This window comes from Kitasatospora sp. NPDC030952, assembly GCF_055571335.1.
Window position 1 is genome coordinate 107,826 of the sequence record NZ_JBVIFM010000024.1, and the last position, 22,290, is coordinate 130,115.

General features: G+C 74.9%; 23 protein-coding genes. 15 read left to right on the top strand and 8 right to left on the bottom strand.

From position 1 onward, the window contains the following. The first annotated feature begins 36 nt into the window (after positions 1-36). From ACZ47G_RS32365 to ACZ47G_RS32375, 3 genes are all read left to right on the top strand, one after another. Positions 37-672 (top strand): class I SAM-dependent methyltransferase, encoded by a 636-nt coding sequence (locus ACZ47G_RS32365; RefSeq protein WP_465748833.1) that lies wholly within the window; start codon positions 37-39, stop codon positions 670-672. Beyond that, entirely contained in the window at positions 669-1,325 is a 657-nt protein-coding gene (locus ACZ47G_RS32370) for a hypothetical protein (RefSeq protein ID WP_465748835.1), read from the top strand. Before ACZ47G_RS32365 ends, ACZ47G_RS32370 begins: the two co-directional genes overlap by 4 nt. 163 nt (positions 1,326-1,488) lie before the next feature. Beyond that, on the top strand, positions 1,489-2,076 hold the full coding sequence (locus ACZ47G_RS32375) for a TerD family protein (RefSeq protein ID WP_465748837.1): 588 nt from the start codon (positions 1,489-1,491) through the stop codon (positions 2,074-2,076). A gap of 59 nt (positions 2,077-2,135) precedes the next feature. Here the strand turns inward: ACZ47G_RS32375 and ACZ47G_RS32380 are convergent, their stop codons facing one another. Beyond that, the gene (locus ACZ47G_RS32380) at positions 2,136-3,800 is read right to left on the bottom strand and encodes an ABC transporter permease (protein WP_465748839.1); all 1,665 of its coding nucleotides are present in this window, start codon (positions 3,798-3,800) and stop codon (positions 2,136-2,138) included. After that, positions 3,797-4,723 carry an ABC transporter ATP-binding protein gene (locus ACZ47G_RS32385; protein ID WP_465748841.1) on the bottom strand — a complete coding sequence of 309 codons (927 nt, stop codon included), beginning with the start codon at positions 4,721-4,723 and terminating at the stop codon, positions 3,797-3,799. Before ACZ47G_RS32385 ends, ACZ47G_RS32380 begins: the two co-directional genes overlap by 4 nt. A gap of 91 nt (positions 4,724-4,814) precedes the next feature. Here ACZ47G_RS32385 and ACZ47G_RS32390 point away from each other — a divergent pair, with 91 nt between their 5' ends. Next, the gene (locus ACZ47G_RS32390) at positions 4,815-5,345 is read left to right on the top strand and encodes a GbsR/MarR family transcriptional regulator (RefSeq protein WP_465748843.1); all 531 of its coding nucleotides are present in this window, start codon (positions 4,815-4,817) and stop codon (positions 5,343-5,345) included. 147 nt (positions 5,346-5,492) lie between these two features. On the opposite strand, the gene ACZ47G_RS32395 is transcribed toward ACZ47G_RS32390, so the two are convergent. Further along, positions 5,493-6,947 carry a lytic transglycosylase domain-containing protein gene (locus ACZ47G_RS32395; protein ID WP_465748845.1) on the bottom strand — a complete coding sequence of 485 codons (1,455 nt, stop codon included), beginning with the start codon at positions 6,945-6,947 and terminating at the stop codon, positions 5,493-5,495. 552 nt (positions 6,948-7,499) lie between these two features. Here ACZ47G_RS32395 and ACZ47G_RS32400 point away from each other — a divergent pair. Both ACZ47G_RS32400 and ACZ47G_RS32405 read left to right on the top strand, forming a co-directional pair. Beyond that, positions 7,500-7,886, top strand: coding sequence for a hypothetical protein (locus tag ACZ47G_RS32400; protein WP_465748847.1), 387 nt, complete (start codon positions 7,500-7,502; stop codon positions 7,884-7,886). Positions 7,887-7,904: 18 nt separating this feature from the next. Then, the gene (locus ACZ47G_RS32405) at positions 7,905-8,240 is read left to right on the top strand and encodes a hypothetical protein (protein WP_465748849.1); all 336 of its coding nucleotides are present in this window, start codon (positions 7,905-7,907) and stop codon (positions 8,238-8,240) included. A gap of 12 nt (positions 8,241-8,252) precedes the next feature. Here the strand turns inward: ACZ47G_RS32405 and ACZ47G_RS32410 are convergent, their stop codons facing one another. From ACZ47G_RS32410 to ACZ47G_RS32420, 3 genes are all read right to left on the bottom strand, one after another. Continuing rightward, on the bottom strand, positions 8,253-9,791 hold the full coding sequence (locus ACZ47G_RS32410; protein ID WP_465748851.1) for an alpha/beta hydrolase: 1,539 nt from the start codon (positions 9,789-9,791) through the stop codon (positions 8,253-8,255). Between the two features lie 119 nt (positions 9,792-9,910). Next, on the bottom strand, positions 9,911-10,549 hold the full coding sequence (locus tag ACZ47G_RS32415; protein ID WP_465748853.1) for an NAD(P)-dependent oxidoreductase: 639 nt from the start codon (positions 10,547-10,549) through the stop codon (positions 9,911-9,913). Positions 10,550-10,649: 100 nt separating this feature from the next. Continuing rightward, positions 10,650-11,606, bottom strand: a complete 957-nt coding sequence (locus ACZ47G_RS32420) for an EamA family transporter (RefSeq protein WP_465748854.1) — start codon at positions 11,604-11,606, stop codon at positions 10,650-10,652. A 110-nt stretch (positions 11,607-11,716) separates the two neighbouring features. On the opposite strand from ACZ47G_RS32420, the gene ACZ47G_RS32425 reads away from it, so the two are divergent. After that, positions 11,717-12,217, top strand: a complete 501-nt coding sequence (locus tag ACZ47G_RS32425) for a MarR family winged helix-turn-helix transcriptional regulator (protein ID WP_465748856.1) — start codon at positions 11,717-11,719, stop codon at positions 12,215-12,217. Positions 12,218-12,272: 55 nt separating this feature from the next. Further along, the gene (locus ACZ47G_RS32430) at positions 12,273-12,506 is read left to right on the top strand and encodes a hypothetical protein (RefSeq protein ID WP_465748858.1); all 234 of its coding nucleotides are present in this window, start codon (positions 12,273-12,275) and stop codon (positions 12,504-12,506) included. A gap of 85 nt (positions 12,507-12,591) precedes the next feature. Here ACZ47G_RS32430 and ACZ47G_RS32435 read toward each other — a convergent pair whose 3' ends face one another. Further along, the gene (locus tag ACZ47G_RS32435; protein ID WP_465748860.1) at positions 12,592-13,425 is read right to left on the bottom strand and encodes a methyltransferase domain-containing protein; all 834 of its coding nucleotides are present in this window, start codon (positions 13,423-13,425) and stop codon (positions 12,592-12,594) included. 28 nt (positions 13,426-13,453) lie between these two features. Between ACZ47G_RS32435 and pdxR the strand changes: the two genes are divergently transcribed. From pdxR to ACZ47G_RS32460, 5 genes are all read left to right on the top strand, one after another. After that, positions 13,454-15,115, top strand: coding sequence for a MocR-like pyridoxine biosynthesis transcription factor PdxR (gene pdxR / locus ACZ47G_RS32440; RefSeq protein WP_465748862.1), 1,662 nt, complete (start codon positions 13,454-13,456; stop codon positions 15,113-15,115). Positions 15,116-15,524: 409 nt separating this feature from the next. Further along, a complete protein-coding gene (locus ACZ47G_RS32445) occupies positions 15,525-16,730 on the top strand; it encodes a glycoside hydrolase family 3 N-terminal domain-containing protein (protein WP_465748864.1) in 1,206 nt (401 codons plus the stop codon). 297 nt (positions 16,731-17,027) lie between these two features. After that, a complete protein-coding gene (locus tag ACZ47G_RS32450) occupies positions 17,028-17,483 on the top strand; it encodes a hypothetical protein (RefSeq protein WP_465748866.1) in 456 nt (151 codons plus the stop codon). Between the two features lie 212 nt (positions 17,484-17,695). After that, positions 17,696-18,040, top strand: a complete 345-nt coding sequence (locus ACZ47G_RS32455; RefSeq protein WP_380452215.1) for an ArsR/SmtB family transcription factor — start codon at positions 17,696-17,698, stop codon at positions 18,038-18,040. A 43-nt stretch (positions 18,041-18,083) separates the two neighbouring features. Continuing rightward, positions 18,084-18,293, top strand: a complete 210-nt coding sequence (locus tag ACZ47G_RS32460) for a DUF6126 family protein (protein WP_465748869.1) — start codon at positions 18,084-18,086, stop codon at positions 18,291-18,293. Positions 18,294-18,318: 25 nt separating this feature from the next. Here ACZ47G_RS32460 and ACZ47G_RS32465 read toward each other — a convergent pair whose 3' ends face one another. Then, positions 18,319-20,961, bottom strand: coding sequence for a cytochrome P450 (locus tag ACZ47G_RS32465; protein WP_465748871.1), 2,643 nt, complete (start codon positions 20,959-20,961; stop codon positions 18,319-18,321). A 369-nt stretch (positions 20,962-21,330) separates the two neighbouring features. On the opposite strand from ACZ47G_RS32465, the gene ACZ47G_RS32470 reads away from it, so the two are divergent. Both ACZ47G_RS32470 and ACZ47G_RS32475 read left to right on the top strand, forming a co-directional pair. Next, the gene (locus tag ACZ47G_RS32470; RefSeq protein WP_465748873.1) at positions 21,331-21,696 is read left to right on the top strand and encodes a hypothetical protein; all 366 of its coding nucleotides are present in this window, start codon (positions 21,331-21,333) and stop codon (positions 21,694-21,696) included. An 88-nt stretch (positions 21,697-21,784) separates the two neighbouring features. Further along, complete coding sequence (locus ACZ47G_RS32475; RefSeq protein ID WP_465748875.1) at positions 21,785-22,234, top strand: hypothetical protein; 450 nt, start codon at positions 21,785-21,787, stop codon at positions 22,232-22,234. Positions 22,235-22,290 lie beyond the last annotated feature (56 nt).

The window sequence follows — 22,290 nt, forward strand, 5'->3', positions numbered from 1 at the left end:
ACCGGGACGGAACAGACCCACCGAACGGAGGAGCGCATGGACAGTCAGGGCTGGGACGACCGCTACGCCGCGAGTGAACTGGTGTGGGGTACCGCGCCCAACCGGTGGGTGGTCCGCGAACTGACCGGACACACCCCCGGCCACGCCCTCGACCTGGCCACCGGGGAGGGTCGCAACGCCATCTGGCTGGCCGCCCAGGGGTGGGAGGTCACCGGCCTGGACTTCTCCGCCGTCGCCCTCGAGCGCGCCGAACGGCTCACCTCCGAACTCCCCGACGAGGTCGCCGACCGCCTCACCTGGCGGCACGGCGACGCCCGCGGCTACGAAGCCCCCGCGGCCGGCTACGACCTCGTCCTGGTCGCCTACCTCCAACTGCCCGCCGACGACCGCCGGGCCGCGCTGCACCGCGCCGCCGAGGCGCTCGCCCCCGGCGGCACTCTGCTGGTGATCGGGCATGACCTGAGCAACCTCACCGAGGGCGTCGGCGGCCCGCAGGACCCGGCGGTGCTGTACACCCCCGAGGACGTCCTCGCCGACCTCGTCGGGTACGGCCTGCGCACCGTACGGGCCGAGCGCGTCCACCGCGAGGTCGGCGCCGATCCCGGACACCGGGGCGCCGGGCCGGGCACCGCGATCGACGCGCTGGTGCGGCTCCGGCGGGGTGCCGAATGACCGCCCGCCCCACCCGGCGCCTGCTGCTCACCGGCCTCGTGGCCGCCGCCCCGCTGGCCCTGGCGGGCTGCTCCGCCGGGAAGAAGGACAAGGCCGGCAAGACCGGCCCGGTGGCGAAGGCCAGTGACCCGGGCGGCGCCGCCTTCGTGATGATCATCCGGCACGGCGAGAAGCCCGACGGCAGCCGGCCCGGCCTGGACGAGAACGGCAAGCAGGACGGCAAGTCCCTCACCCAGCGCGGCTGGGACCGCGCCAAGGCCCTGCCCACCCTGTTCGCCCCGCCCGCGACCGGGCTGCGCACCCCGGCCCGGATCTTCGCCGCCACCGACCAGGGCCCGATGGCCGGCGCCCACCGGATGCGGCAGACCGTCACGCCGCTCGGTGCCAAGCTCGGACTGACCGTGGACACCACCTACGCCGAGTCCCAGGAGTCCGAACTGGCCGGCGCCGCCCTCACCGGGGCCCAGCCGGTGCTGATCTGCTGGGAGCACTCCAGGATCCCGCGGATCGTCGAGGCGCTCGGCGCCGCCGACAGCGGGGCGCCCGCCGCCTGGCCGGACCGGTTCGACCTGGTCTGGGTCTTCTCCCGCCCGGCCGGCGGGGCCTGGACCTTCCAGGAGGTGCGCCAGCACCTGCTGGACGGCGACGCCTGACGGACGTCCGACCGGCGAATCCCTCAGTGTGCGGAGCACCGCCGGAAGTGAGGCCCGGGGGACTGCTGGGTAAGGGCCTCCCGAGCTGCTGTCCGATGATCATAGATTTCTTCGCGTGCGATAGGTTCGCAGCACGGACGGCGGTAGGAACGAGGAGAACACGATGACCGTTTCGCTGGCCAAGGGGCAGAAGATCAGCCTGGAGAAGCCGGGCGGTGGGCAGTTGAGCGTGGTCCGGATGGGCCTGGGCTGGCGGGCCGTGCAGCGCAAGGGCTTCCTGGCCAAGCTGCTGTCCGCCGGGCAGGAGATCGACCTGGACGCCTCGGCGGTGCTGTTCGCCGGCGGCAAGGCGGTGGACGTGGTCTTCTTCCAGCACCTCACCAGCAACGACGGCTCGGTGCGGCACAGCGGGGACAACCTGGTCGGCGGCGCGGGCGACGCGACCGACGACGAGTCGATCACCGTCGACCTGACCAAGGTGGCCGCCGAGGTCGACCAGATCCTGTTCACGGTCAACTCCTTCACCGGACAGACCTTCCAGGAGGTCGAGGCAGCCTTCTGCCGGCTGGTGGACGAGACCACCGGCACCGAGCTGGCCCGCTACACCCTGACCGGCGGCGGAGCCTACACCGCCCAGATCATGGCCAAGGTGCAGCGCACGCCGGGCGGTTGGCAGATGGCCGCGATCGGCCAGCCGGCCGGCGGGCGTACCTTCCAGGACCTGATGCCGGAGCTGGTCAAGCACCTCTGACCGGCTTCGGGTCCGGCACCCTTCGCCCCGGGGCGGCCCCGGTTCCGGCGCCGTGGACGCTACTCGACGTCCCGGCGCCGGAACCCGGCCAGCGCCAGCGCGATCAGCGCGGCCGCGACCAGGGTGAGCACGGCCAGCGGGGTCCAGTCCATCGGGGCCGCCGGGAGCCGGGGCACCCGGCCGAACGGGGAGAGCCGGTCCAGGCCCGCCGGGAGCTTCAGCAGCGGGCCCAGGTAGCCGATCACGAACGCGTACCCGGGAACGGCCCAGGCCAGCGGCAGCGCCCGGGGCAGCCAGCCGTAGACCGCGGCGGCGAAGCCCACCGTCACCCAGAGGGCGGGCGCGAAGGCCAGCGCCGCGCCGGTCAGCCGCAGGAACACGCCTCCGTCGCCGGTGGACAGCGCCCCGGCCAGACCGAAGCCCACGCCCGCCGCCAGCATCACGGCGGTCGAGCCCAGCAGCGCCGCCGCCAGGTGCGCGCCCAGCCAGCCGGACCGCGACACCCCGGCGGCCAGCACCGGCACCGCCCGCCCGGCACTCTCCTCGCCGCGCGGGCGCAACGTCGCCAGCACCGCGTAGACGCCGCCGACCACCGCGACCACCAGCATGGTCAGCGCGGCGAAGGAGTCGGCGAGGGTGTGACCGCCGAGCCGGGCCAGCGCCTCCTTGATCTGGTCGACGTCCTTGAGCATCGAGTCGGCCTCGCCGAGCAGTGAGCCGTACATCGCACCGAGCAGCAGCAGGGCGACCGCGAAGCCGCCGATCAGGCCGCGGTGCAGCCGCAGCGCCAGGCCGAGCGGGGTGCCCAGGGCGGGGCTGCCGGTGGCCGGGCCGGGACGGGCGGCGCGCAGCCCGGCGCCGAAGTCCCGGCGGGTGCTCAGCGCGAACCCGGCCGCGGCGGTTCCGGCGGTCAGGGCCAGCGCGGGCAGCAGCGGCCACCAGCGGTCGTCGACGAAGGGGTAGCCGCGCTGCAGCCAGCCGATCGGGGAGGCCCAGGAGAGCGCCGACCCGCCGGCGTCCCCGGCGGCGCGCAGCGCGTAGCCGGCGCCGAGCACGGCGAGGGCCAGCCCGGAGGCCGTCCGGGTGTGGGCGGTGATCTGCACGGCGACGGCGGCCACCGCGCCGAACAGCAGCCCGCCGACGGCGGTGGCGGCGCCGAACAGCAGCGCGCCGGCGCCGGTCAGCCCGGGGACGCCGAGGCCGGGCAGGCCGGCGGCCAGCAGCAGGCCGAGGGCGAGGTCGGCGACGGTGGCGGTGGCCAGCGCGGCGGCCAGTTGGGCGTGCCGGCCGACGGCGGCCGAGCGGACCAGTTCGGCGCGGCCGCTCTCCTCCTCGGCCCGGGTGTGCCGGGTGACGGTCAGCACGCTCAGCAGGCCGGCCAGGACGACCAGCAGGCCGAGCAGCCGGTGGCCGAGCATCGCGCCCCAGGTGTAGTCGGCCAGGTAGTGCGCCGGACCGGTCATGGCGAGCACGGCCGGACTGCCCGAGCCGTGGGCGATCGCGGCGCGGTCGGCGGCGGTCGGGTAGACGGTGTGGACGCTGTCGGCGGTGGCCAGGGTGAGCAGGGCGAGGCCGAGCACCCAGGCGGACAGCCGGATCCGGTCGCGGCGCAGGGCGAAGCGCAGCAGGGGGACGGTGCCGGCGAGGGTGGCGGTGAGGGCGCCGGGCCCGCCGGTGCGGGCCGGGCCGGTGCGCCGGGTGGTGGGTGCGGCGGTGGCGGTCATCGGACGGCCTCCGGGTCGGATGCGTGCCCGTTGGCGGCCAGCTCGTCGCCGTAGTGGCGCAGCATCAGCTCCTCCAGCGTGGGCGGGTGGCTGACCAGGGTGCGCAGCCCGGCCTCGCTCAGCTTCCGTACCGCGGCGTCGAGTTGGCCGCCGTCGACGGCGAAGTGGACCCGCCGGCCGTCGGTGCGCAGGGTGTGCACGCCCGTCAGCGCGTCCAGCCCGGTGACCGGGCGGTCGGTCTCCGCCTCGACGGTGGTGCGGGTGAGGTGGCGCAGTTCGGCCAGGGTGCCGCTCTGCACCACCCGGCCCTGCCGGATGATGCTGACCCGGTCGCCCAGCTTCTCCACCTCGTCCAGGATGTGGCTGGAGAGCAGGACGGTGCGGCCGTGCGTCCTGGCCTGCCGGACGACGTCCTGGAAGACCACCTCCATCAGCGGGTCCAGGCCGGAGGTCGGCTCGTCCAGCAGCAGGAGCTCGGCGTCGGAGGCGAGGGCGGCGACGATGGCGACCTTCTGCCGGTTGCCCTTGGAGTAGCTGCGGCCTTTCTTGGTCGGGTCGAGGTCGAAGCGCTCGATCAGTTCGTCCCGGCGGCGCCGGTCGAGCCGGCCGCGCAGCCGGGAGAGCAGGTCGATGGCCTCGCCTCCGGTGAGGTTGGGCCACAGCTCGACGTCGCCGGGGACGTAGGCGAGGCGGCGGTGCAGCTCGACGGCGTCCTTCCACGGGTCCTTGCCGAGCAGCCGGGCGCTGCCGCCGTCCGCGCGCAGCAGACCGAGCAGGACACGGAGGGTGGTGGACTTCCCGGCTCCGTTGGGGCCGAGGAAGCCGTGGACCTCGCCGGTCTCGACGGTGAGGTCGAGGCCGTCCAGTGCGGTGGTCCGGCCGAAGGTCTTGCGCAGGCCGGACAGGATGATGGCCTTGGTCATGATTCTGAAGGTATCGTAGTTTCAGAAAAACGTGAAGATTGGGAAGCGTTAAAGTTCGATCAGGGGATGGATGATCCCCGGAGAGGGGCGAGTGGTGGAGCAGACGCCGGAAAGGGCGCCGGAGCAGACGGAGAAGGCGCCGTGGCACGGGCGTGAGCGGGCCGTGTCGGACTTCGTCGAGCGGTTCGCGGCCGAGTTGGTGGTCGCGGGCATGGGCCGGATGCCGTCCCGGATCTTCTCCTGCCTGATGGCCGAGGAGAGCGGTGTGCTGACCTCCGCCGAGCTCTCCGAACGGCTGCAGATCAGCCCGGCCGCGGTCTCCGGCGGGATGCGCTACCTGATCCAGGTCGGCCTGGTCGCCAAGGAGCGTGAGCCCGGCTCGCGGCGCGACCGCTACCGGGTGCTCAACGACGTCTGGTTCGAGTCGCTGACCCGGCGCGACGAACTGCTGCTGCGCTGGGTCCGGGTGCTCAAGGAGGGCGAACTGGCCGTCGGCGTGGGCACGGTGGCGGCAGAGCGGCTGGCGGAGAGCGCGGCCTTCTTCGAGTTCATGATCGACGAGCTGCACGGGATGCTCGGCCGCTGGCGCGAGCACCGGGCGGCGATGAGGGCGGGGGAGTAGGCCCTCCGCCGGGGCTCTCCGCCGAGGCTCTCCGCCGGGGCCCGCTCCCGGTGAACGCGCCGGCGGCGGCAGAGCGGGCCCTTTCGGGCCGGTCTGCCGCCGCCGGCGGTGCTGTTCGCGGTGCTGTCCGCGGTTACTTCCTCACGGTCACTTCTTCACGGTCGCCGAGGGGGAGGGCGACAGCGCGGTGCTGGGCGTACCGGTCGGCGCGGTGGACGCGGTGGACGCGGTGGTGCCGGAGGTGGCAGCGGCGCTGGGGCTGCCGGACGGGCTGCCGCTCGGCGTGGGCGTCGGGCAGCCGGTCGGGGTGCCGCTGGGCGTGGCCGTCGCGGACGGGCTGCCGGACGGCGTGGCCGTCGGGGAGGGAGAGCCGGTGGGCGTCGCGGTGCCGGTGGGCGTCGCCGTCGGGCTCGGGCAGGACGTCGGCGTTCCCGTCGGGGTGCCGGACGGCGTGCCGGTCGGGGTCGCCGTCGCGGACGGGCTGCCGGACGGCGAGCCGGTCGGGGTGGTGGTGGGCGTGGTGGTCGGAGTGGCCGTCGGGCTCGCGGAGGGCGAGGGCGAACCGCTGGGGGTCGGCGTGGTGGTCGGCTCCGTGGACGGCGTCGGGCTCGGCGAGCCGGAGGGGGTCGCCGTCGGGGACGGGCCGCCGGTCGGCGTGCCGGTCGGGGTGTCGCCCGAGGTGCCCGTGCCGCCGGACGGCCGGAGGAACGGCGAGGGCGAGGAGCCGGGCAGGGTCGGGGCGCCGGGGCGGTCCGCGACGGTGGTGACCGTGCCGCTGCCGAAGTGGGCCATCCAGTTGCGGATGGTGCGCAGGTACTCGGTGGAGTTGTTGTAGCTGAGGACCGCCCGGTCCAGTTGGGCCGGGTCGGAGAGGTCCCGGCCGCCCGCGCACAGGTAGCGGCCCGCGGTCTCGGCGGCGTCGAAGATGTTGTTCGGGTCGGCGTTGCCCTTGCCGGTGGCGTCCACGCCCCAGGAGGCCCAGGTGGACGGGATGAACTGCATCGGGCCGACCGCGCGGTCCCAGCGGGCGTCGCCGTCGTAGCGGCCGCCGTCGGTGTCGGGTATCGCGGCGAAGCCGTTGCCGTCCAGCGCCGGGCCGAGGATCGGGGTGAGCGTCTTTCCGGCGGCGTCCACCTGGCCGCCGTTGGCCTGGCCGGACTCGACCTGGCCGATCGCGGCGAGCAGCTGCCAGGGCAGGTGGCAGCCCGGCGAGCGCTGGGCCAGCGAGGTCTCGGCCTGACGGTACGCGGCGAAGACGGTGGCGGGCAGCGAGGCGCCGGTGGCGGTGAAGGGGCCGGCCGAGGGCAGGCCGGGCTGGGTGCCGGGCGGCTGCGGGAGCTGGACGGCGCTGCCGCCGTCGGCCGCGGTGCCGGGGACGCCGACGGCGGGGCCGCCGAACGGAGCGGAGGAACTGCCCTGGGTCTGGCCGGCGCCGTCCTGGGCCGGTCCGGCGTCGGCGGCGGCGACCTGGGCGAGTCCGAGGCCCGAGACCTGAGAGCCGGTCAGCGCGGCCAGCGCGGCGAGTGCCGCCGCCGTCCCCGTGACCCGCTTGCCGAGCCGCACCTTCCGCCCGTCGTTGGCACTGCCGAACCTCGCCGCCATCTGATGCCCCTCCCCGTCGCCGTCCGGACCCCTCCCGGAACGGTTGAGCCGTCGTCATCGTGCCCGCCCGTCGATCGGCGGCACCCACCACGGTGACGATTAGTATCACGACGATCTGACAGGGACAGGATGGACGGGAGGCGTCCCGGGGCCCATCGAGGCGTTGACGCCGCACTTCAGCCGGGGTGCGGCCGGCCCGGGGCCCTGCCCCGGGGCTCGTCGGCGGTGTCATCTCCGGTACGGCGGAAGTGAGTTGGGCGAGGGCTCAACTCCGGGCATCCGGGCGTTCCGGCGCTCGGACGGGCGGTTCGAAGCGCGGGGGTGGTACGTGGGCGTCGTTTCGGGCTCCCCGGCGGCGCCTGCGGCACCCCCCTCTGACCTGCCGGGATGTCTGCCAGGGAGTCGGGCTTCCTCTAGCAGGGCGGGCGGCCCGGCGCCAGGGGGCGTCCCCAACTCGGCCCTGGACGGATGACGTTCAGGTGAAAGTGGGCATGCCAGGAATCCCGGTCCGGCATGCTGTGCCGCGTGACCATGCGGATGGAGGCCGAAACCGTGAGCGCGAACCTGCCGGAGACCGTCGCCGAGGGGGCGGTGGTCCTGCCGGCACCCCCCAGAGTGGTGGACGACCTGGCCCGTGACCTGACCCAGGCCGCCGCCGCCGTCCGGGCGGTGTCGCGCAGCGGCCGCACCACCGGCGGGGACGTCTCCGTCGCCGCCTACACCGCCGTGGTGTGCACCGGGCGTTCGGCGGCCCGCGCCCTGGAGGAGGCCGCCGCCTGGTGCCGGCAGGCCGCCGACGCCGAGGTGCACTCGCTCGCCTGGGCACGGGTGCCGGGGCACCGGCTCGACGTCTTCGAGTACCGCGTCACCATGGCCGTCAGCTTCCCCGACGACGAGACCGGCGAGTACCTCGGGGACACTCATCATTCATGCCGCTGACATCGTATGATCGCCTCCATGGGTGATCGGGGTACGAACGAGACGTCCGGCACAGTCGCCGGCGCCAGCGTCAACGAGGCTGCGGCAGAAGCCGTTTCGGCTCCGGAGGGTGAGGACGGCAGTGGCGGCCCGCGCGAGTTGTCGCGGGCCGCGGCCGTCGGTGCCACGGTGGTGTGCATCGTCAGCGGCTGCGCGGCGATGCTGGCCGTGCTCCACTGGCTGGGCTGGACCGTCCCGGGCATCGGCTGGATCGTCGCCAAGGCCGGGATCAAGCTGTCCGTGGGCGGCTTCGCGGTACTGGCCGTCGCCGCTGACTACCTGCGCGGCAAGTTCCGCCCCAAGACCGGCAGTTGACCGGGCCGGAGCTCAGCCGGCCTGTGAGGCCGGGCAGGTGAGGTCGTGCTCGGGCGCCTGGTCGTCCAGCAGATAGCGCTCGACGGTGTCCGTGACGCAGGCGTCGGCCCCCGGGTACTGGCCGTGGTTGCCGTTGCTGGTGACGGTCACCAGCTTCGAGCCGCGCAGCGCGCGGTGCGCCCCGAGCGCCGCCTCGTAGTACGTCGCCGGGTCGTGCAGCGAGTTGAGCATCAGCACCGGCGGCAGATGGGCGCCGGTGACCTTCACCTTGGGGGCCGGGTCCGTCGGCCAGGCCGCGCAGACCGCGCTGAAGGCCAGCGTGCGGGCGCCGATCAGCGGGTAGCGGGCGGTGTTTTCCGCGCCGCGCTCGATCCAGGTGTCCATGGACTTGGTCCACGGGGTGTCGCCGCACGTCACCGAGAAGTACTCGGCGAGGAACTCCGGGCTGAGGTACTGGCCGAACAGCCGGCGGGCCGTCTGCTTGGCCGTCGGATCGGCGCCCGGCCAGTCGTCCAGGGCGGTCAGCGCGCTCGCCAGCAGGGGAAAGGCCTTCTCGCTGTAGATCGCGTTGATGGTGCCGTTGTCCAGTTGGTTCGGGCCGAGCGTCAACGAGCCGTCGGTGATGGGCCGGTCGTGCAGGTCGGCGCGCCGCTGCTCCCAGTGCGCCTTGACCTCCTCCGGGGTCGAGCCCCAGTGGTAGGTGGTGTCCCGGGCGGCCATCCAGGGCAGGAAGTCCTCCTCGAACCGGCGCTGGAAGCTCATCGGCTGGCCCAGCTCGTACTGCTCCCAAGTGCCCTCGAAGCCGATGTTGCTGTCCAGCACCATCCGCTCGACCCGGTGCGGGAAGAGCGTCCCGTAGTAGGCGCCGATCATGGTGGCGTAGGAGGCTCCGTAGTAGCTGATCTTCTTCTCGCCGAGCAGCGAGCGGAAGAGGTCCATGTCGTGGACGGTCTGCTCGGTGGTCAGGTACGGCAGGAGGTCGCCGCTGTGCTCCTGGCAGTCGGCCACCAGCTTGCGGGAGTCGGCGATGACCCGGTCGATGGCCGCGGGGGACTGGTCCCGGTAGTCCCCGGCCAGGAACTCCTGGAAGTCCTCCTGGCTCTGGCACTGGACCTTGGTGCTGCGGCCGACGCCGCGCTGGTCGAAGCCGGCGATGTCGTACACGGCGGCCACCGCGGGGGCGCCCTGGACGAGGTCCGCCGGCCGCAGCAGGCCCTGCCCGCCCGGGCCGCCCGCGGTCTCCATCAGCGTGCCCCTGCGGTGCGCCTGGTCGGTGGCGCGGTGCCGGGAGACGGCGATGGAGAGGTCGGCCCCGGAGCCGGGGTGGTGCCAGTCGCGAGGTACGGCCATGGTGGCGCAGTCGAGCGTCGGCTGCCCCGCGCAGGGCTGCCAGTCGAGCGTCTGGTGGGTGTAGCGGGCCGGCGCGCGCCCGGCGTCGCCCGGGTCGCGGCCCGCGTCGGCGTTCGCCGTGGCGGGCAGGGCGAGGCCGGCGAGGACCGCGGTGGCGAGGACGGCGGCCGCGCGGCGGGTGCGGGATGCGGTGGTGTTCACGGGAACGATCCTGTCCGGCCCGGCACCTGACGCGCGATGGGGCAGGACACCGTCTTCGTGGTGGTGCTGGATACACCCCGGAGCCGGGGGTATCCAGCACCACGGGCGCCTCGGCGCGCTCAGTAGGCGGCGGTGAAGCGGGCCCGCCGGTGCACCGGCCGTTCGGCCTCGTCGAGCAGCACCACGGCGAGGTCCTCCATCGAGATCGCCGAGTTGCCACCGGCGTCGACCAGCAGCTCGTCCCGGCCGAGCCGGAAGACGCCGGTGCGCACCCCGGGCTCCAGCAGGGCGGCCGGGCTCAGGTACGTCCAGTCGACGTCCCGGTCCGCGCGGTAGAGGTCCAGCTGCTCGCCGCAGGCCAGCGCGATCGGCCGGATCTCCGCGGGGAAGCCGGGCGACTCCACCAGGATCGTGCCGTCGGTGCCCGGGACGGTCAGGCTGCCCGCGCCGCCGACGGCGAGCAGTCGCACGCCGGTGCCGGCCAGGCCGGCCAGCAGACCCCGGGTGACGGCGGCCAGTTCGTGCTCGCGGCCGGGCGCCGGCCGGGTGGCGGTGATCACCAGGTCCTGCCCGGTGGCGATCCGGGCGACGTCCCCGGGGGCGCCGGCGTCACCGACGGCGAGGGTGACGGCCGGCGGCAGGTCGTGCGGCTTGGCCGGGTCCCGTACGACGGCGGTGACCTCGTGGCCGCGGGTCAGCGCCTCGGTCACGACCCGTCGGCCGACGTTGCCGGTGGCGCCGAACACGGTGATACGCATGAAGGTTTCTCCTTGGATTCGTTGAACGGGACTGTGGTGGTGCGGTGGTGTGGTGGTGCGGTGGTGCGGGACTGCGGGACTGCACCGTTGCGGGGCGGGCTCAGGCGTTGCCGCGCACCGTGCTCGGCCGGACGTCCGGTGCCGGGTCGGCGGGCTCCGGCGCGGCTGCGGCTGCGGCTGCGGTTGCGGTTGCGGCGGCGGGGCCGAGCCGTCGGGTCTGGGCGACGATCAGCGAGCCGAGCACCACCACCGCGCCGACCGCCTGCAGCGGGCTGAGGTCCTGGCCGAGCGCCAGCCAGCCGACCAGGGTGGCGACCACCGGGCTGAGCAGGGAGAGGAAGGACAGTGAGGTGGGCGGCAGCGCGCGCAGCCCGCGGAACCAGATGGCGTAGGTGAGCGCCGCGCCGATCAGGCAGAGGTAGGCGTAGCCGAGCACGTTGTCGGCCGTGTAGTGGGTGGGCGGGGCGCCCTCGCTCAGCAGGGTCACCGGCACCAGCAGCAGCCCGCCGGCGGTGAGTTGCCAACCGGTGGTGGCGAGCAGCGGCGCGGGGGAGACCCAGCGCTTGGAAAGCACGACGCCGAAGGCCATCACCACCGCGCCGCCGAGCGCGGCGGCCACCCCGATCGCGTCCAGCCGGGCGTCGGCGCGCAGCACCAGCAGGCTGACGCCCGCCACGCCGGCGATGCCGGAGAGCACGGTGCGCAGGGTGAGCCGGTCGCCGAGCAGCCCGGCCGAGAGTCCGGCGGTGATCAGGGGCTGGACGGCGCCGACGGTGGCCGCGATGCCGCCGGGGAGGCGGTAGGCGGCGATGAACAGCAGGGCCTGGAAGGCGCCGATGTTGAGCGCGCCGAGGACGAGTGCGCGCCACCACCAGCCGCCCTTGGGCAGGGTGCGGGTGAGGGCGATCAGCAGCAGCCCGGCGGGCAGGCAGCGGATGACGGCGGCGAGGAGCGGACGGTGGGGCGGGAGCAGCTCGGTGGTGACGAGGTAGGTCGTCCCCCAGATGGCGGGGGCGAGGGCCGTCACCAGCACGACGGTGAGTCGATTGCTTAGCACTAAGCCAATGTATCTCAGCGCTAAGGCATTCTTTCGCGGATTCCGCCGGTGATCTGGCTCACAGTTACCTCATCGCTAAGGAATTCTGCTGCGTCGCCTACCCTGGACCCGTGGCAGATCATCTCGACCGCGTCGTCGCGCAATGGGGCGCCGAGCGCCCCGACCTGGACGTCTCCCCGATGGAGGTGTTCGGCCGACTCAAGCGCCTCTACCGCCTGGTGGACGCCGAACTCAACCGCAACTTCGCCGAGCACGGCCTGGACGCCCCCTCCTTCGACGTCCTGGCCACCCTCAAGCGCAGCGGCCCGCCCTACCGCCTCACCCCCACCGGCCTGATGCAGTCCGCCATGGTCACCTCCGGCGCGATCACCCAGCGCCTCGACCGCCTGGAGGCCCGCGGCCTGGTCACCCGCACCCGCAGCGACCAGGACCGCCGCAGCCGCGACGTCGAACTCACCCCCGAGGGCCACGCCCTGATCGACCGCGCCCTGCCCGACCACATCGCCAACGAGCACCGGATGCTGGCCGGCCTCGACGAGGCCCGGACGGCCGCCCTGATCGACGGCATGCGCGCCCTGCTCGCCGACCTCGGCGACGACACCTCCGGCTGACCGGCCCGGACAAACCGTTTGCCGAGCCCCGTCGTCCTCGCCTTGGATGGCGGCCATGGACGACCCGATCTGGCACGCACTCCCCGTCGACGTCCGGCGTGCGGTGGACGGGCACCTGGCCCTCAGGCGCCACGTCCACGCGATCAAGGCGATCCGCGACGCGTCGCCGGGACCGGCGCCCGGCATCCCCGCCTGCGTCGACGTGATCGCGGACCGGATGGCGGAGCTCGGCCTGCTGCCGAGCGGACCGACCCGGCCGGCCGGCCCCTCCGCCCCGGCCGACGCCTGACGGGTGCCCCGGGACTTGTCCCGGTCCGCGGTCCCGCCGAGCTGCGGGCCGCGATCGTGACTGGTGGGCGCCGGCGCCGCACGGGTCAGGGTTTGACGGCCACCGCCTTGAAGAAGGTGTAGTGGAACGTCCCGCCCGGCTCGGCCGCGCGGCGCAACTCGGCGATGCCGCGGTCGAAGGCCTCCGGGGTGGTCAGTCCGGCGGCCAGGGCCTCCGGGCGGACGGCCTCGACCATGGCGACGAAGGTCCGCCGGGTGAAGCCGTCCACCAGGGCCGGTCGGCCGTCGTCGGCGTAGACCGTCCGGGGGCGGACGGCCACCTCCGCGAAGCCGGCCGCCGTCAGCAGCGGGTGGAGCCGGCGGCCGAGCAGGGCGTCGCCGCCCGCCCCGGCCTGGAGGCGGACCAGGTGGTCGATGGTGCGCCGGGCCGCCGGGGTCTCCGGGTGGAAGAAGGCCGAGCCGTGGTCGCCCTCGATCACGGTGATCGTGCCGCCCGGCCGCAGCAGCCGGCGCAGGGCGGCCAGCCCGGCGGCCGGGTCGGGCAGGTGCTCCAGCACGAAGCACAGGAAGACGTGGTCGAACGCGCTGTCCGGGAACGGCAGTCGGTGCAGGTCGCCGTGGTGCCAGGTGACCTGGGCGGTCGGCGCCAGCGCGGTGATCCGGGCCCGGGCCTCGGCCAGTGACTCGGCCGAGACGTCGGCCGCCGTCAGCAGTACGCCCGGACTGGCGGCCAGCAGGTGCGCGGTCTGCGCACCCACCCCGCAGCCGGCCTCCAGCACCCGGCTGCCCGCCGGGTAGGCGGTGTCGGTGTGCAGCAACTCGGCGAGGGTGTCGGCCTGGTCGCCGAGGCGCTGGGCCTCGGTGTCCGAGTAGCCGTGGACGTAGGGGGCGGCGGGGAACGGGCCGGTTTCGGTGGTCATGGCTCAACCCTCGCGCCAGTATGGACCGGTGAACAGGTCCAAAGACACCGGGAACGACAGGTCCAAAACGGTTGGCCGGCCTGCGGGGGTCGGCCGGGACGAGGAGGTCGGGCGGGCTGGGGAGGTCGGGGAGGCTGGGCGGGCTGGGGAGGCCGGGGAGGTCGGGCGGCCCGGGGAGGTCGGCGCCGACTTCCTCCAGCTCGACGCCGCCGAGGCCCCGCCCGGCGGCCTCACCGACTGGCTGACCGGCCGGCTGCGCGAGGCGGTCGCCGACGGACGGCTGCCGACGGGCAGCCGGTTGCCCGCCAGCCGGGTGCTCGCCGCCGAACTCGGCGTCTCCCGGGGGGTGGTGACCGACGCCTACCGGCGGCTCACCGAGTCCGGCCAGCTCGCCGGGCGCGGTCGGGGCGGCACGGTCGTCGTCGCCCTGATGCCGGCCGTGCCGGCCGTGCCGCCCGTGCCGGTGGCGCCGCAGGCCCTCCCGGGGCCGGAGGAGCGGCCGTCCGCGCTCTTCCGGGGCGAGCCCGACTCCGAGGTGTTCGACCACCTGCGCTCCACCCCCGCCCGGATCGACCTCACCCCCGGCCTGCCCGACCTCGCCGCCTTCCCGCGCGCCGCCTGGCTGCGGGCCGAACGGGCCGTCCTGGACGGCCTCGCCGCCCCCGACCTCGGCTACGGCGACGTCCGCGGCACCCCCGCGCTGCGGCAGGCTGTCGCCCACTGGCTGGCCCGCAACCGGGGCATCCGCGCCGATCCCGATGAGGTGCTGGTCGTCGCCGGGACGGCCCAGGCGCTGGCGCTGCTCGGCCGGGCCCTCGGGCGGGAGGGCATCACCGAGGTCGCCGTCGAGGACCCGGGCTCGCTCGGCGCCCGCCAGCACCTCGCCCACTGGCTCGCCGCCACCCCGCCCGTCCCGGTCGACGCCGAGGGCATCCGGGTGGACGCGCTGCGCGCCACCGGCGCCCCCGCCGTGCTGCTCACCCCCGCCCATCAGTACCCGACCGGGGTCGTCCTCGGCGGCGAGCGGCGCCGCGAACTCCTGCGCTGGGCGGGCGAAGGCGGGCTGGTGCTCGAGGACGACTACGACGCCGAACACCGCTACGACCGCCCGCCCGTCCCCGCGCTGCGGGCCGAACTGCCCGACCGGGTCTGCTACGCGGGCAGCATCTCCAAGCTGCTCGCGCCCGCCCTGCGCACCGGCTGGTTGCTGGTGCCCCCGCGGCTGCGCGGCGCCGTCCTCGACGCCAAGCGGTTCGCCGACCTCGGCAACCCGGTGCTGTCCCAGCTGGTGCTGGCCCGGCTGATGGAGTCCGGCGAACTCGACCGCCACCTGCGGCTGTTGCGCGGCCGGCACCGCCGCCGGCGGGACGCCATGATCGCCGCCATCCGCACCCAGCTGCCCACCGCCACGGTGCACGGCGCGGCCGCCGGGCTGCACCTGATGCTCACCCTCCCGGAGGAACTCGGCTGTAGCGACGGCGAGTTGGCCACCGCCGCACTGGACCGGGGGGTGAAGGTGCAGCCGTTGTCCTGGCACGCCCGGCTGCCGTACCCACCCGGCCTGGTGCTCGGCTACGCCGCGGGCTCGCCCGGCGTGATCGCCGAAGGGGTCGCCGTCCTGGGGGAGTTGGTGCGGCGGGCCGGTGTCGGTCGCCCTCGCCGTGGCGGCGGTCCGGTCGGGGGGCGGTGACGCCGAGGCCCGGCGCTCCCGGCGCGCGGCGGGTCAGACCTCCGGCCGCCAGCACGGGGCAGTGCTCCGGCCGCCACCACGGGTCGGCCTCGGCCCGGTCGAGTTCGGCCTCGTACTGGGCGGTCTCGAAGGTGTACTCCAGCGGGCGGGTCGCTCCGACGGGCAGCTCCCAGTCCGTCCAGAGCACCACCTCGCCGATCCGCTGGACGATGACGTCCTCGCCGTTGACCAGGAACCGCACCAGGGGCCAGTGGTCCTCCGGCTCGGGCAGCACGACGGCCAGGTGATCGAACATGTGGGCACCCTAAGTGCTCGGAGCCGGTGCGGTCCTGGGGTTTACGGGCTGCCGGACGGCGGGTTCCTGGGTACGCTGGCGAACCGTACGCCGTTGCCGACCTTGGAGGCATCGATGGCCCCGTTACGGCGCGTAGCCCAGCTCACCACGGTGCTGGTGGTGCTGGCGGCCGCACTCGGTCCGGCTCCGGCCGGATCGGTGACGCGCGGTGCTGAACTCCCAGGCGAGAGGGGCGCGGCGATGCCCCGCGAGCGGACGGCCGACAAAGGGATGACCGGCGAGCGGATGACCGAGGAGCGGACGGCCGGCGAGCAGCAGGACTCCCGGCAGCTCGCGGGGCGCCGCATCGTGCTCTCCTATCCGGGCCCGACGCCGGCGCCCGAGGTGCTGCAGGCGATCCGGGAGGGCCGGGCCGCCGGGGTGATCCTGTTCGGCGAGAATGTCACCAGCCCGGAGCAACTCGCTGAAGCTGTCGGCCAGTTGAAGCAGGCGGCCGCCGAGGCCGCGCACCCGCGCCCGCTGCTGTTGATGACCGACCAGGAGGGCGGGAAGGTCCGCCGTCTGCCCGGTGCGCCCGAACTCTCCGCCCGCCGCACCGGAACGGCCCCGAACCCGCTGGCCGCCGCCGTGGACTCCGGCACCGGCGCCGCCGGCACCCTCGCCGGCGCGGGCCTGAACCTCAACCTCGCCCCGGTGCTCGACGTCTACGACACCCCGGGGAACTTCATCGACCGCTCCGAGCGCTCCTACGGCCAGGACCCCGCCCGGGTAGGCGAGTTGGGCAGCGCCTTCCTCGCCGCCCAGCAGAGCCTGGGGGTGGCGGCGACCGCCAAGCACTTCCCCGGTCTCGGCGCCGCCGCCCGGGACGAGAACACCGACGCCCGCCCCGTCACCCTGCCCGTCCCGCTGGACCGGCTGCGCACCCGCGATGAGGCCCCGTACCGGGCCGCCATCGCGGCGGGCGTGCGCCTGGTGATGGCCTCCTGGGCGGTCTACCCGGCCCTGGACCCGGACCGCCCGGCGGGGATGTCACCCACCGTGATCCAGGGTGAACTCCGCGAGCGCCTCGGCTTCGACGGCGTCACCGTCACCGACGCCCTGGAGGCCGACGCCCTCACCCCGTACGGCCCCGCCGGTCCACGCGCCGTCGCCGCCGCCGGGGCCGGCATGGACCTCATCCTCTGCTCCGCCCGCGACGCCCAGCAGGGCGAGGACGCCACCACCGCGCTCGCGGCCGCCCTCGACTCCGGCACCCTCGACCGCGCCGCCTTCACGGCCGCCGTCGACCGGGTCGACGCACTCCGGGAGAGCCTGGGCTGACCCCGGCCCCCGGTCCTCGGCTGCGGGCCCCCGGCAGCCGGGTGGTGGATCGCCCCGGCTCCAGGTTCACCCCGGGTTCAACGGGGCGATGCCTGGCGAGGTGCGGGGGTTCGCCTGGCCGGATGGGAACGCGCCATCGTAGGCGCGCTTTCGGTCGGAGGCGATGATTCGAAGGGGAATTGGCACTTCGGGGCTGGAATCGCATGGCAGAGTAGTGGCCATGGCACGTATGAAATGTCATATGTGCCATAACGCATTGCTGTGGTCCGAATCCTCACACCCTCCGAAGGAGGAGCCATGAACCGCATCACCCGAATCGCCGCCGGCACGGTCGGTGCCGTCGCGCTGCTTGGCGCGCCGGTGCCGGCGCTCGCCGCCGGTCAGGAGACCGCCACCGTCACCACCTGCGGGTGGTCCGGCCTGCAGGCCGGGCTGTCCACCAGGGTCTGCGCGGACGTCACCGGTGACGGGGTCGTGCTGTACGGGCAGATCGGGCTGGCCGGTCCGCCCTCGCCCGGGACGCCGTGGCCGCCGGCGCCGCAGGACCTGATCACCCGGCTGTCGGCCGACGTGGTCGGGGTCGGTCCGCTCGCCGCGGTGTCCGGGCACACCGAGTTCCGGGTCAGTACGGTCCGGGTGAACGGGATCAGCACCGTGGCGCCGTGTGGGTCGGTGGTGCACGCCTCCTTCTCGGTGGAGGGGAGCTTGCGTGGACCGGCCCCGGTCACCTTGGATGTGCCTGTAGGCTGCTGACGACTCGTCATCCAGACCGCCGGGCCCGGGAGTTGGCAGCGTCCCGGGCCCGGCCCTCCGTCGTCCCGGTCCGGGCGGCGATGTGGGCGTGGTCACCTTCCGCTGTGACGACTTGAAGAAATCTTCATCTGTCGCGATGATGCGTACCGGCCGCGGCACGGAGCCCGCCCGGCCGTACGACCACCGAGCGAATCCGAGGGAGGCGACGGGCGATGCCGGTCCCGCTCTACCAGGCCAAGGCGGAGTTCTTCCGCACCCTCGGCCACCCGGTTCGGATCCGGGTCCTGGAGCTGCTCCAGGACGGCCCCCGGCCGGTGCGCGAGCTGCTGGCGGAGATCGAGGTCGAGCCGTCCAACCTCTCCCAGCAGCTCGCGGTGCTGCGCCGCACCCAGCTGGTCACGGCCACCCGCGAGGGCAACACGGTGATGTACGCGCTCAGCACCCCGGACGTCGCCGAACTGCTGCGCGCGGCGCGCCGGATCCTGACCGAGCTGATCACCGACCAGGGCGCGCTGCTCACCGAACTGCGCACCTCCGGCGGCCGGTCGCCCCGCTGAGCCCGCGGCCCGCGGCGCCCGACCCGAGGAGAGCACCACCACCATGAGCGACCACACCGACAGCACCGACGGCAGCAACAGCACCGACGACGGCAGCACCGGTGGCACCGGCGGTCCGGTGAAGGGTGACAGCACGAGCGACGAGAAGCGCCGCCGCAAGGCGATGCTGATCCGGGCGGGCATCTACATCTTCGCCACGCACCTGTTCGCGGGCTTCGTGCTGCTGCTGTTCGCGCTCGGCGACCGCAAGTAGCGGGCCCGGCCGTCCGCGGCGGGCGTCACCGGCTCCGGCCGTCCGGCACCAGGTAGCGGTCGCTGGTGCTGGTCCACGCCTGGACGCCGGCGATCAGCTCCCGGGTGCCGTCCAGGTACCAGCGTCCCGCCGGGTGGCGGCCGACCAGCTCGCGGCGCAGCTCCTCGTTCTCCCGGCGCAGCCGGACGACCCGGGCGCGCACCGTGCGGACGGCCCGGCTGCGGGTGCAGCCGCGGACCCGTTGCAGGGTGAGGACGGTGTTGAAGGCGGCGGCGCTCTGCCGTTCCTCCCGCTCCAGCGAGTAGAGGTCGTTGATCAGCGTCGCGGCGTCGGCGGTGTTGGCGCGCAGGCGGTGCAGCGCGGGCTCCGCGTGCAGGGCGGCGGGGGCGTCGGCGCCGTGGACCCGTTCCAGTATGTTCATGAACGGGTAGAGACAGCTGCCGTGGCGGCGCAGTCGCATGGTGTCCGCCAGGCCGAGGGCCAGGGCGGGGACGGTGCCGCGGGCTCGGTGCTCGGCCTCGGCGGGGAAGGTGGCCAGACAGGCGCGCCACTCGCGGGCCGCCCGGGCGCGCCAGGCGGGGGAGGCCGAGTCGCGCTGCCGGTCCCACAGTTCCCGCCAGGCGGTGAGGAGTTGGCCGTCCGGGGGGCTCGGCCGGGCGTCGCCGTCGAGGGTGGAGATCAGCGGGTCGACCAGTGCGTGGGCCTCCGCGGGGCGGCGCCCGGGCGGGCCGTCGAAGCGGTCGTCCAGGACGGTGAACCAGCCCAGCAGGTCCACCAGCAGGTCCAGTTCGGTGCCCCGCGCGCGCGGGAAGGCGTGGCCGATCAACTCGTGCAGGGCGTAGGCCCGGTAGCCAGGCAGCTCGGTCGGGGCGAGCAGGCCGTGGCGGACCGCCCAGTCGGCGTGCCGGTCGGCGGCGGCGCGCAGTTCGGCGGTCGGCCGCGCGGGCGGTACGGCGGTCGGCCGTGCGCGCAGTTCGGTGGTCGGCCGTGCGGGCGGTACGGCGGCGGGGGTGTCCGGTCGGGCCGCGGTGCCGGTGAACGGACAGCCCGCCGGGCGCGGCAGCTCCGGTGCGGTGGGCGTGGCGTGCGCGGTGGACGTGGCGCCTCTTGCGGACGCGCTGGACATGGCGCCCGTGGCGGACGCGCTGGACGTGGCGTCCCTTGCGGACGCGCTGGACATGGCGCCTGTGGCTGACGCGGTGTCGGGTGCCGCCGCAGCGCCCGGTGCCGCCGGGACGCCGTCCGTCCGGGGCGCGAGCCGGACCCGCAGCCCGTGGGCCTGGACGGTCGTCCACACCACCTCCCGGGCCCGGGCCCCCGGCATCGCCACCGGCCGCCAGCGGCGCAGGATCGCGGCCGCCGCGACGGTCAGTTCGGCCCAGGCGAAGGCCTCCCCGATGCACTTGTGCTTGCCCGCTCCGAACGGCAGGAAGGACGGCCGGCCGAGCCCGCCGCCGTCCTGCCAGCGCTCGGGCCGGAAGCTCAGCGGCTCGTCGTAGCGCACCGGGTCGCGGTGCAGCGCGGTGAGGCTGTACAGCAGCTCGGTGCCGGCCGGGATCCGGTAGGGGCCGAGGTCCACCGGCACCCGGGCGGTGCGCATCAGGAAGGCGTTGGGCGCGTGCAGCCGCACCACCTCCTGGGTGACGCTGCGGGTGTAGGTGAGCCGGGCCAGGGCCTCCGGGGTGGGGGTGGTGCCGGCCGGCAGGTGCTCGTCCAGTTCGGCGAGGACCTTGGCCTCCACCTCGGGGTGGCGCAGGAGTTCGTCCAGCAGCCAGGTGAGGGTGGTGGAGACGGTCTCGGTGCCGGCGCCGAACATGGTGATGGCCTCGGAGCGGACGTCGGCCTCGGTGAGCGGGCGGCCGGTGGCCGGGTCGGTGGCGGCGCGCAGCAGGGCGGGCAGGGTGCCCCCGCGCCGCTCCGCGCGGGCCGTGCCGGCCGTGCCGTTGACGGCCTGGTCGACCACCCGGTTGAGCACCCGGACGGCGGCGTCGAAGCGCCGGTTGACGGGCAGCGGCAGGCGGGCGAAGGCCGGGTGGGGGTAGAGGGACTGGACGATCTGGCCCTTCACCAGGTCCGGCAGGGCCCGGTGGAAGGCGAGGGTGGCGTCCTCGCTGAGCCGGGCGCCGAACAGCGAGCGGGTGACGATCTCCAGGGCCAGGTGGTTCATCTCCTTGGCCACGTCGAGGACTTGGCCGGGCCGCCAGCGTCCGGCGCGCTCCTCGGTGACCTGGTGCATCACGCTCAGGTAGCCGGCCATCCGGTCCGGGCCGAAGGCGGGCTGGATGATCCGGCGGCGGTCGCGGTGGGCCTGGCCCTCGGACATCAGCAGGCCGTCGCCGAAGGCGGTCTTCAGGGTGTCCTGGACGGCGCCGCGCGGACAGTCGTGGGCGAGCGCGACGAGCAGGGTGTGGACGAGCCGGGCGTCGGTCACCACACAGACGGTGCGCCGGCCGAGCCGGATCCGGACCACGCCGCCCTGCCGGGCCAGTGAGCCGAGGAAGCCGAGCGGGTCGCGCAGCAGGGCGGCGGCGTGGCCGAGGCCGGGCAGTGCGCCGGGGGCGAGCGGGGGGACGGCCGCGCGGGTGGTGGGTACGGGGGGTGGCGTGGTTCTCGGGGGGACGATCCGTTTCCGTGTCTCTGCCAGCAGGGTATTGGTCGGCAGGGGCATGACACTTCCTCTCACCAGACGGGCCGGTGCGGCGGTACCGGGGGAAGGCACCGGCGGCCGGCCGGGAGGCGGGGGCCGAGGAGCGCGGACCCCGCGTGCGCCAGGGGCAGAGGGCGCACGCCATAGGAAACGCGCCGGTCCGGTGGGCGTTGCGCCGAACGCGCCCGGATCACTCCAACGGCCGATCACTTCGGGGCCCGCCCGAGGGGTCCGCGGCACCGACCCCGCGAGCGGCCCGTACCCGCAGCCTGACCTGCGCCGATACCCCCAGGCCCGGCGGCCCTCGCGCGGCCCGTGCGGCAGGGTCTTTGGACCCTCGCCGCACAGCCGTGCGAGGGCCAGCATGGTGGGCGGAGAAGGAGGAACCTGATGACCCGTCTGCGCCCCCGGCCCGCCCTCGACGTCCGGCTGGAGATCCGCGGCGAGCTGCCGCGCGAGGACGCCGAGTGCACCCGGGCCCGGGCGCAGGACACCGCGCCGTCGCTGGGCCCCGACGGCCACGCGCTGCGGCTGCGGCTCACCCTCGCCCGCGATCGCGCCCAGGCCCGCGCTCGACTCGACCTCGCCGAGGCGGCCCGCCGGGTCTGGCTCACCGGGCGGCCGTTCGTCTGCCAGAGCGGCCCCGAGGACGGCCGCCTCCGGGTGCTCCACCGCCGTTACGACGGTCACTACGGCCTGATAACGCCGGTAGCGAACGGCCGTTGCGGGGCAGGACTCCCCTCGGCACGGGAGTGATCCGCTCGCGACCGCGCCGACGAAGGCTCCACCGCCCAGGCTCCACCACCTCGAGCTGCCACCAACTCCACGACAGGGGACCGGGACCATGGACTGCGACGACGAGGTCATGCTGACCGTCCGGATCACCGCCGCCGAGCGGGCGCTGCTCCGTGACCTCGCGCGCGGCCAGGGCGGCGATGTCTCCGGGGTCGCGGTCGACGGGCTGCTGGAGGTCATCCCGGCGCTGCACGACGACGGTTCGGTGCTGTCGCTGCTGCGGGTGCTGGCCCGGCCGGGGCCCTGTGCGGTGACCCTCTGGCTGCCCGCGCCGGTCGCGGACCTGCTGCCGTTGCTGGGCGAGCGGCTGGTGCGCACCGGCGGGCCGTCGGCCGGACCGGCCAGTGCCGCGCTCTCCGCCGCGCTGCGGCTGTGGCTCGCCGGGGACCGTGCGGTGCTCGCCGCCGGGCTGGCCCGGCTGCACGGCGGCCGTGGTGCGGGACGGCTCGCGGGCGAGACGGCGGCGGGCGGGCCGGCCCGGATCGGGGCCGCGGCCTGAGGCTCCACCCGGCCGACCGACCCGCCACCACTCCGCCGCCACTCCGCCGCCTCCCC

Bases quoted from the DNA above. Each gene is read 5' to 3' on its own strand.
- ACZ47G_RS32365 (WP_465748833.1), top strand. From the start codon at position 37: ATGGACAGTCAGGGCTGGGACGACCGCTACGCCGCGAGTGAACTGGTG.
- ACZ47G_RS32370 (WP_465748835.1), top strand. From the start codon at position 669: ATGACCGCCCGCCCCACCCGGCGCCTGCTGCTCACCGGCCTCGTGGCC.
- ACZ47G_RS32375 (WP_465748837.1), top strand. From the start codon at position 1,489: ATGACCGTTTCGCTGGCCAAGGGGCAGAAGATCAGCCTGGAGAAGCCG.
- ACZ47G_RS32380 (WP_465748839.1), bottom strand. From the start codon at position 3,800: ATGACCGCCACCGCCGCACCCACCACCCGGCGCACCGGCCCGGCCCGC.
- ACZ47G_RS32385 (WP_465748841.1), bottom strand. From the start codon at position 4,723: ATGACCAAGGCCATCATCCTGTCCGGCCTGCGCAAGACCTTCGGCCGG.
- ACZ47G_RS32395 (WP_465748845.1), bottom strand. From the start codon at position 6,947: ATGGCGGCGAGGTTCGGCAGTGCCAACGACGGGCGGAAGGTGCGGCTC.
- ACZ47G_RS32405 (WP_465748849.1), top strand. From the start codon at position 7,905: ATGGGTGATCGGGGTACGAACGAGACGTCCGGCACAGTCGCCGGCGCC.
- ACZ47G_RS32415 (WP_465748853.1), bottom strand. From the start codon at position 10,549: ATGCGTATCACCGTGTTCGGCGCCACCGGCAACGTCGGCCGACGGGTC.
- ACZ47G_RS32430 (WP_465748858.1), top strand. From the start codon at position 12,273: ATGGACGACCCGATCTGGCACGCACTCCCCGTCGACGTCCGGCGTGCG.
- ACZ47G_RS32435 (WP_465748860.1), bottom strand. From the start codon at position 13,425: ATGACCACCGAAACCGGCCCGTTCCCCGCCGCCCCCTACGTCCACGGC.
- ACZ47G_RS32445 (WP_465748864.1), top strand. From the start codon at position 15,525: ATGGCCCCGTTACGGCGCGTAGCCCAGCTCACCACGGTGCTGGTGGTG.
- ACZ47G_RS32450 (WP_465748866.1), top strand. From the start codon at position 17,028: ATGAACCGCATCACCCGAATCGCCGCCGGCACGGTCGGTGCCGTCGCG.
- ACZ47G_RS32455 (WP_380452215.1), top strand. From the start codon at position 17,696: ATGCCGGTCCCGCTCTACCAGGCCAAGGCGGAGTTCTTCCGCACCCTC.
- ACZ47G_RS32460 (WP_465748869.1), top strand. From the start codon at position 18,084: ATGAGCGACCACACCGACAGCACCGACGGCAGCAACAGCACCGACGAC.
- ACZ47G_RS32465 (WP_465748871.1), bottom strand. From the start codon at position 20,961: ATGCCCCTGCCGACCAATACCCTGCTGGCAGAGACACGGAAACGGATC.
- ACZ47G_RS32470 (WP_465748873.1), top strand. From the start codon at position 21,331: ATGACCCGTCTGCGCCCCCGGCCCGCCCTCGACGTCCGGCTGGAGATC.
- ACZ47G_RS32475 (WP_465748875.1), top strand. From the start codon at position 21,785: ATGGACTGCGACGACGAGGTCATGCTGACCGTCCGGATCACCGCCGCC.